The sequence below is a fragment of the Jannaschia formosa genome (genome assembly GCF_003340555.1).
Classification (GTDB): domain Bacteria; phylum Pseudomonadota; class Alphaproteobacteria; order Rhodobacterales; family Rhodobacteraceae; genus Jannaschia; species Jannaschia formosa.
This window is the reverse complement of the sequence record NZ_QPLJ01000068.1, coordinates 1-3,163: the sequence shown is the minus strand read 5'-3', so window position 1 is coordinate 3,163 and position 3,163 is coordinate 1. Positions and strand designations below refer to the sequence as shown.

The window sequence follows — 3,163 nt, the reverse complement described above, 5'->3', positions numbered from 1 at the left end:
ACCAGCAACTCCCGCAATCAGCCCTGGAGACCAGGGCGCCCTTGCAGGCGATCAAGGAATGGCACACCCTCAAGCCAGAGCTGTTCAGGAAACGGCCATACTACCCGCCGGGATGTGACAGGTGGGGAAAATCGTGAGCGGCGGCGGAATGGAAAAAGCTTCAAGTCCATCTCGGCAGCACAAACTTCGGGGCACCGTATCCGGCGAAAAACCCATTTCCAAGCCCAGAGCCTCGACAAAAGTCGAAGTAAACTCCAATGTTCAGGCAGCAGCGCGAATGCAGACGTCCAAGCAATCTTTCACCGGCAAGTCACAGAAACGCAAAGCCCTGATCGTGCTCGGCATGCACCGCTCCGGAACTTCAGCGCTGGCCGGATTGCTCAACACTTTGGGCGGTGACGGACCGGCAACGCCCATGCAGGCGACGAAGGAAAATCCTCAAGGCTACTTTGAGTCAGAGCGTTTGCATCGATTGCATGACGACATGCTGCGCTCGGCCGGGACGAACTGGTGCGATTATCGGCCTATTCCCGAGACTTGGCTGCGTTCGTCCAAGGCTGATGAATACCGGGAGTATCTGGGCGCGGCGATCGAGAAGGAGTACGGAAGATCCGGGTTTTTCGTGGTGAAGGATCCTAGGGTTTGCCGCTTCGCTTCGTTGTGGATCGACTTGCTTTACGAAATGGGAGTGGAGCCTATCGCCATACACATATCTCGGAATCCACTCGAGGTCGCCGAGTCCCTGCATGCCCGCGACAACTTCTCGCGAGACTATAGTTACCTGCTTTGGCTGCGCCATGTACTGGATGCCGAGGTGTCGACGCGTGACCTGCGCCGGTCCTTCACCAGCTATGACAATTTGCTCGAAAACTGGCCCGGCGTTGCGCAGAAACTTGGCGACGAACTGGAAATCCACTGGCCTCGCTTTTCTCATATCAACGCCGAGACTCTGAATTCTTCTGTCAAGCAGGAGTTGAAGCACCATCGTATTTCTCCGGAGGCCGTACTGGACAATCCGCTCTTGTCCAATTGGCTTCGGGAAACATTCTCGATCTTCCGAAACTGGGAGAAAACTGGCGAAAATCTTGACGACCACGCTCGTCTCGACCAAGTTCGGCAGGTGTTCAATGAAAGCGTGATAGCTCTGGGATCGCTCGTTCATCCGTGGGGAGACGTCCTGAAGGCGGAGCGCGAGGCCTCTCAGGCTAAACTCGCCGAGGCACACGCGCGGCTGGACGAGCAGGGCAAGGCCCACGAAGCTTTCGAAGCGGAGCGCGCGGCGCTGCGAGCCGACCGGGACAAGGTCGCCGATGCGTTGACGGCGGAGCGCAAGGCCTCTCAGGCTAAACTCGCCGAGGCGCACGCGCGGCTGGACGAGCAGGGCAAGGCCCACGAAGCTTTCGAAGCGGAGCGCGCGGCGCTGCGAGCCGACCGGGACAAGGTCGCCGATGCGTTGACGGCGGAGCGCGAGGCCTCTCAGGCTAAACTCGCCGAGGCGCACGCGCGGCTGGACGAGCAGGGCAAGGCTTATGAGGCACTCAAGGCGGAGTGCGGGAAGCTGCAGTCGGAGCGAGAGGCCGCCCAGGCCAAACTTGCCGAGGCAGAAACCCGGCTGACCGAGCAGGAAAGGGCCCACGCGGCGCTCGAGGCAGAGCGCGCGGCGATGGAAGCCGAACGGAACGCTGCACAGCGTGCATTGACGCAGAAAACCGACGAGAAGGATGAGCTGCAGCAGCACCTCGATCTGAAAGAGGGGGAAATCTCCGGCCTGATTGCTGCCAGAGACCGCCAATCTGCCGAGATTTCTAAGTCGTCATTAGCTCTCCTGCGCTATCAACGCGACTTTCAGAATGCGCAAATGGAGCTTTCCGAACAGAGCAGGGCCCATGAGGCACTTAAGGCGGAGCGCGGGAAGCTGCAGGCGGAGCGAGAGGTCGCCCAAGCTAAACTCGCCGAGGCGCACGCGCGGCTGGACGAGCAGGGCAAGGCTTATGAGGCACTCAAGGCGGAGCGCGGGAAGCTGCAGTCGGCGCGAGAGGCCGCCCAGGCCAAACTTGCCGAGGCAGAAACCCGGCTGACCGAGCAGGAAAGGGCCCACGCGGCGCTCGAGGCAGAGCGCGCGGCGATGGAAGCCGAACGGAACGCTGCACAGCGTGCATTGACGCAGAAAACCGACGAGAAGGATGAGCTGCAGCAGCACCTCGATCTGAAAGAGGGGGAAATCTCCGGCCTGATTGCTGCCAGAGACCGCCAGTCTACCAAGATCGCCAAGGTCGCCTCGACCGTCTCCCGGTATCTTGAAGACCTCGAGGAAACCAAAGGAGAAATTGACCGGTTGCAGGAGGAGTTGACTCGAGCTTACGCGGATGCGCGGCAGGCCGAAGAGCGGATGGGGGTCCTCCTTCAAAGCACCTCCTGGAAGATTTCGTACCCATTGCGACTGGTCTCGCTGACCGCCCGAAAGATCTTCAGGAAATAAGAGTCGGTCCGAACCCGCTGCTTTTCATCATTGATCGGAAAATCCGAACCTCGCGCTCCCATGCCCCCTGATTCAGGGAAGTTGTCGCCCACTCTGATACTGGAAGTGTATTCTGAGGCGGGCGCCCTCCGTCCCAACAAGCGTGAGACATTCGACCGGCTGAAGTTTACACTTGGGGGCGCAGGAGAACGAACCGATGGGCATGCCCTCACTGCCACCCCTTTCATAAGATGCCGGGTCCGACGCCATTTCGCCCGACGTCACAGCTGCCCGCGTCGTAGCCGCACCGGCAGCCCCCACGGCCGAGCTGACGCGCACGCCGAAGCGGCGCGGTTCCACTGCGAAATACAAACTGCGCATTCTGGATGAGACGGACCGGGCAGCAGACACTGGCGAGATCTCCGGCGTCCTTCGGCGTCAGGGGTTTTATTCCTCGGCCCTGACCGATTGGCGCCGGGCGCGTACGGCAGGCACGCTGGGCGCGTTGCAGCCCCGCCGCCGCGGCCCGCAAAAGGCGCCGGTCAACCTGGAGGCCTCCGGAAACCTATCGCTTTGCGTCTGAGGTCATGATTCACTCCTGCCGAGGCGGCGGGAGATGATCGATGGCGAGACAGGCGGGTTTTTGGAGCGTCGAGGATCGGCTGGCGGAGATCTCGGACGGGGGCGATCCGCTGGAGACGCTGG

Annotated in this window: 1 protein-coding gene and 2 pseudogenes; all 3 read left to right on the top strand. The window is 61.0% G+C overall.

The genetic code is table 11. The features are described 5' to 3' along the window. Positions 1-137: pseudogene (locus DR046_RS24505) on the top strand (IS481 family transposase); the annotation flags it as partial. Positions 138-277: 140 nt separating this feature from the next. After that, positions 278-2,479, top strand: coding sequence for a hypothetical protein (locus DR046_RS22700; protein ID WP_135227399.1), 2,202 nt, complete (start codon positions 278-280; stop codon positions 2,477-2,479). A 268-nt stretch (positions 2,480-2,747) separates the two neighbouring features. Further along, positions 2,748-3,014, top strand: a pseudogene (locus DR046_RS24990) (IS3 family transposase); the annotation flags it as partial. Between the last annotated feature and the right edge of the window lie 149 nt (positions 3,015-3,163).

Excerpts from the sequence above, each read along its gene's own strand:
- DR046_RS22700 (WP_135227399.1), top strand. The coding sequence starts at position 278 with ATGCAGACGTCCAAGCAATCTTTCACCGGCAAGTCACAGAAACGCAAA.